Origin of the sequence: Streptomyces flavofungini (assembly GCF_041028215.1) — a bacterium.
Lineage (GTDB): Bacteria > Actinomycetota > Actinomycetes > Streptomycetales > Streptomycetaceae > Streptomyces > Streptomyces flavofungini_B.
This window is the reverse complement of sequence record NZ_JASKYR010000560.1, coordinates 1-4,955: the sequence shown is the minus strand read 5'-3', so window position 1 is coordinate 4,955 and position 4,955 is coordinate 1. Positions and strand designations below refer to the sequence as shown.

Genomic DNA, 4,955 nt, shown 5'->3' with positions numbered 1-4,955 from the left:
TCCCCTCGTCCGTCCCCTCGCCGGGCCACTCCACGTCGCCGCCGCCCTCCACGTGCTGCTTCGGCTTCGCCGGGAGGGCGTACATCAGGACGAAGACGGCGACGAGGACGGCCGCCACCCAGATCAGCGCGTGCTCGAAGCCGTTCACGAACTCCATCGGCAGCAGCTCCAGCGGCACGCTCTCGTCGATCACCCCGAAGAAGACCACCGACACCAGACCGAGGCCGAGCGCGGTGCCCATCTGCTGCACGGTGTTGATGAGCCCGGAGGCCGAACCCGCGTGCTCACGCGGTACGCCCGACAGGACGGCGTCCGTCAGCGGCGCCACGATCAGGCCCATGCCGACACCCATCACGACCAGCGGCAGCACCATCTGCCAGGGCGCGATGCCCGTGCCGTAGCGGTCGGCCTCCCAGATGTAGATGAGCAGGCCCGCGGCCATCGTCAGGGCGCCCGTCTGGAGCACCTTGCGGCCGAACCGGGGCACGAGCTTCTGCACGGAGATCCCCGCCGCCGCCGAGACCGCGATGGAGAACGGCACTCCGGTGAGACCGGCCCGCAGCTCGCTCCAGCCGAGGCCGACCTGGAGGTAGAGCGTCCAGACGAGGAAGAAGATGCCCATCACGACACCGAACACGGTCTGCACCGCGATGCCCGCCGCGAAGCTCTTCACCTTGAACAGCGACAGCTCGACCAGCGGCGAACCGTCCTTGGCCGCCTTCCGCCGCTCGTAGGCGATCAGGGCGCCGAAGACGACGAGCGAGCCCGCCATGGTGAGATGGCCCCAGAGCGGCCAGCCGAGCTCGCGGCCCCGGGTGAGCGGGTAGAGCAGCATGAGCAGGCCGACGGTGACCATGACGACGCCCACGAGGTCCAGCTTGAGCGCCCTCGGTGCCTTGGACTCGGTGATGAACCTCCGGCCGAGGACGAGGCCCGCGATGCCGACGGGCAGGTTGATGAGGAAGATCGGCCGCCATTCGAGACCGAGGATGTTCCACTCGGTGAGCAGCGCGCCGAGCAGCGGCCCGGAGACCGCGCCGAGCCCGACGACCATGCCGAAGAGCCCGAAGACCTTGCCGCGCTCATGGGCGGGGAACGTCGCGTGGACGATGGACAGCACCTGCGGCACCATCAGCGAGGCCATGGCGCCCTGGAGGACGCGCGAGGCCACCAGCATCTCCGGATTGGCCGCGAAGCCGCAGAGCGCCGAGGCGACGGTGAAGCCGGTGATCCCTATCAGGAACAGCCGCTTGCGCCCGTGGATGTCGCCGAGCCGCCCGCCGGTGATGAGCCCGGCGGCGAACGCGAGGCTGTAGCCCGCGGTGATCCACTGGATCTGGCTGAACGAGGCGCCCGCGTCCCGCTGGATCGACGGAATGGCGATGTTGACGATCGTGACGTCGACCAGGTCCATGAAGGCGGCGGTCATCACGATGGCCAGGGCGAACCACCGCCGCCGGTCCGCAGCCGGAGGCGTTTCGGGAAGGGGGCTGCTGGGAGAACTCATGCCGGAAGAGTAGAAGTCATCTAGGTCATAAGAGTTCCTAGATCCCGGCATCCTTGGTGACGTGACGACGAACATCAAGGCGGCCGGAAGAAGAGCCGGGAAACGGCGGGCCCGGGAGAAAGACACCGGCCGGAACGGCGGCAGCGGGAAGCGGCGAGCGGCGGTGCGGGGATGACCGGCGCGACCGGCGCGCAGACGCCGGTCCGGCTGCTGCAACTGCTCTCGCTCCTCCAGACGCCCCGCGAGTGGCCCGGCGGCGAGCTGGCCGAGCGGCTCGGGGTGAGCCGGCGGACCGTGCGGCGCGATGTGGACCGGCTGCGGGAGCTCGGCTATCCGGTGCGGGCCACCCAGGGCGCACTCGGCGGCTACCGCCTCGTCGCGGGCAAGGCCATGCCGCCGCTCGTCCTCGACGACGAGGAGGCGGTGGCGATCGCGGTCGGCCTGCGGGCCGGGGCGGGGCACGCCGTGGAGGGCGTGGAGGAGGCGTCCGTACGGGCGCTCGCCAAGCTGGAGCAGGTTCTGCCCGCCCGGCTGCGGCACCGCGTGACGGCCCTCCAGATCGCGACGATGCCGCTGGTCAGCGGGGACGGGGCGAGCATCGCGCCGGAGACGCTCACGGTGATGGCGACGGCCGCGGCGGGCCAGGAGCGGCTGCGGTTCTGCTACCGGACGGGCGACGGCACCGAGTCCCGTCGGCTGACCGAGCCGTACCGCCTGGTGTCGACGGGGCGGCGGTGGTACCTCGTCGCGTACGACATGGACCGGGAGGACTGGCGGACCTTCCGGGTGGACCGGGTCGCGGAGCCGTTCTCCACGGGGGCGCGGTTCACGCCGCGTGAGCTGCCGAAGGGGGACGCCGCGGAGTTCATCCGGCAGTCCGTCTACCGCGGGCAGGAGTCCTACGCCCTCGACGTGACCTTCGAGGCGCCCGCGGAGTTCGTCGCGTCCAGGCTGCCGTCGTCACTCGGCGGGGTGGAGCCGCTGGGCGACGGCACCTGTCGGCTGCGCGCCGAGTCCACGGACTCCATCGAGTGGCTGGCGGTCCGCCTGGCGGTGGCCGACTGCGACTTCACGGCCCACGGCCCCCCTGAGCTGATCACCTGCCTGCGCGACATGGGCGCACGCCTTGCCAGGGCGACGCGACCGGCACGCGCCTGACCCGCCGACCGGGGTCAGGCCACCGCGTCGAATCCCGTGTCGCGCGCCAGCTTCTTCAGTTCGAGCAGCGCGTGCTTCTCGATCTGCCGGATGCGCTCGCGCGTGAGGCCGTGCTCCTTGCCGACCTCCGTCAGCGTCCGCTCGCGGCCGTCGTCGATTCCGTACCGCATCTTGATGATGGAGGCGGTGCGCTGGTCGAGGCGGCCGATCAGGTCGTCCAGCTCCTCGCTGCGCAGCAGCGAGAGGACGGACTGCTCGGGCGAGACGGCGGAGGTGTCCTCAAGGAGGTCACCGAACTGGGTGTCGCCCTCGTCGTCCACGCCCATGTTCAGCGAGACGGGGTCGCGGGCCCAGTCCAGGACGTCGACGACGCGCTCGGGCGTCGAGGACAGCTCGGCGGCGATCTCCGCGGGCTCCGGCTCCCTGCCGTTCTCGCGGTTGAACTCGCGCTGCACCCTGCGGATGCGGCCGAGCTCCTCCACCAGGTGGACGGGGAGGCGGATGGTGCGGGACTGGTCGGCTATCGAGCGGGTGATGGCCTGGCGGATCCACCACGTGGCATACGTGGAGAACTTGAAGCCCTTCGCGTAGTCGAACTTCTCGACCGCGCGCACCAGGCCCGCGTTGCCCTCCTGGATCAGGTCGAGGAGGGGCAGTCCGCTGCGCGGATAGCGGCGGGCCACGGCGACGACGAGGCGGAGGTTCGACCGGATGAAGACGTCCTTGGCGCGCTCGCCGTCCGCGACGAGCGCTTCGAGCTCCTCGCGGTCCGCGGTGACCCCGCTGTCCCCGACCTCGCCGTCCAGGATCTTGCGGGCATAGACGCCCGCCTCGATGACCTGGGACAGCTCCACTTCCTTGGCGGCGTCGAGCAGCGGTGTGCGCGCGATCTCGTCGAGGTACATGCCGACCAGGTCGCGGTCGGCGATCTCCCCGCCTACGGCGCGAACACTGCGTGCCGCGTCGGTCTCGCCTGAGGCGGACTTACGCCGCGCGACGGCACGGGTTGCCATGCGTGCTCCCTTGCGTGTGGTGGTCCTGGTCGGCCCTGTTGGGGCCGCTGTGGCGGATGGCACACCTTCGGGTGCCCACCTTCCGATGGAAACAACGCCTGGAATCCGGACAGAATTCCCAAGCGACGCACCTTTTTGGTCGACAGTGCAGTACCCTGTCCCGCCACGCGGGGAGGCAGGATGCTGACAGGGCGTACGGAGGTGCAGGTCAGGCCGGGGGTCGAGGCGGACCTCGAAGCCCTCACGGACCTCTACAACCACTACGTACGTGAGACGGCGATCACATTCGACACCGTCGTCTTCTCGCCGGAAGAGCGCCGCCATTGGCTGCTCTCCCACCCGAAAGACGGCCCGCACCGTCTCTTGGTTGCCCAGGAGCGGCGATCGGGCTCCAGCGGGGGCCGCGTCCTCGGGTACGTCACCAGTAGCCCTTTCCGGATCAAGCCCGCTTATGCGACCTCCGTGGAAGTCAGCGTCTACTGCGCGCCTGACGCGGCGGGGCGCGGCATCGGCACGCTCCTCTACAAGGCGCTCTTCGAGGCGCTCGCGGACGAGGACGTGCACCGCGCGTACGCGGGCGTCGCCCAGCCGAACGAGGCGTCGGTCCGCCTGCACGAGCGCTTCGGCTTCCGGCACGTGGGGACCTACCGCGAGGTGGGCAGGAAGTTCGGCCGGTACTGGGACGTCGCCTGGTACGAGCTGCCCCTCGGCCCACGGGACCAGGGGCCCTCGTTCGGACCGGGCCGGATCAGGCCCTAGCCGAACTGCACCGACCTCTTCGCCAGGCCCATCCAGAACCCGTCGATCACACTGCGCTGCCCCGTGAGGTCCCCGGTGGCGTCCGCCGCGCCAAGCGTGACGAAGAGGGGCGCGAAGTGCTCCGTACGCGGATGGGCCAGCAGTCCGGCCGGGGACTTGTGGGTGAAGTCGAGGAGGGCGTCCACGTCGGCCGCCGCCAGCGCCTCGTGCCCCCACGCGTCGAACTCCGCCGACCAGGACGGGACGCCGCCCTGCCGCAGCGCCGCCAGGTTGTGCGTGAAGAAGCCGCTGCCGACGATCAGGACGCCCTCGTCCCTGAGCGGGGCGAGCCTGCGGCCGATGTCCATGAGGCGGCGCGGTTCGAGGGTCGGCAGGGAGACCTGGAGGACGGGGATGTCGGCGTCGGGGTACATCTCGACGAGCGGCACGTACGCCCCGTGGTCGAGCCCCCGGTCCGGCACCTCCTGCACGGGGGTGCCGGGCGCCCGCAGCAGGGCCCGTACCGACGCGGCGAGCTC

At 70.8% G+C, this 4,955-nt stretch carries 5 protein-coding genes; 2 read left to right on the top strand and 3 right to left on the bottom strand.

The window, feature by feature from the left end:
- On the bottom strand, positions 1–1,507 hold a 1,507-nt coding region (locus AB8Z36_RS29640; RefSeq protein ID WP_369216468.1), incomplete at its 3' end, for an MFS transporter.
- Between the two features lie 171 nt (positions 1,508–1,678).
- Between AB8Z36_RS29640 and AB8Z36_RS29635 the strand changes: the two genes are divergently transcribed.
- Positions 1,679–2,665 (top strand): helix-turn-helix transcriptional regulator, encoded by a 987-nt coding sequence (locus AB8Z36_RS29635; protein WP_369216467.1) that lies wholly within the window; start codon positions 1,679–1,681, stop codon positions 2,663–2,665.
- A 14-nt stretch (positions 2,666–2,679) separates the two neighbouring features.
- Here the strand turns inward: AB8Z36_RS29635 and AB8Z36_RS29630 are convergent, their stop codons facing one another.
- Positions 2,680–3,678 (bottom strand): sigma-70 family RNA polymerase sigma factor, encoded by a 999-nt coding sequence (locus tag AB8Z36_RS29630; RefSeq protein WP_369216466.1) that lies wholly within the window; start codon positions 3,676–3,678, stop codon positions 2,680–2,682.
- A 180-nt stretch (positions 3,679–3,858) separates the two neighbouring features.
- On the opposite strand from AB8Z36_RS29630, the gene AB8Z36_RS29625 reads away from it, so the two are divergent.
- Entirely contained in the window at positions 3,859–4,437 is a 579-nt protein-coding gene (locus AB8Z36_RS29625) for a GNAT family N-acetyltransferase (RefSeq protein ID WP_369216465.1), read from the top strand.
- Here the strand turns inward: AB8Z36_RS29625 and AB8Z36_RS29620 are convergent.
- The coding region (locus AB8Z36_RS29620) for a dioxygenase family protein (protein ID WP_369216464.1) at positions 4,434–4,955 on the bottom strand (522 nt) is incomplete at its 5' end. The two genes, AB8Z36_RS29625 and AB8Z36_RS29620, sit on opposite strands and share 4 nt — an antisense overlap.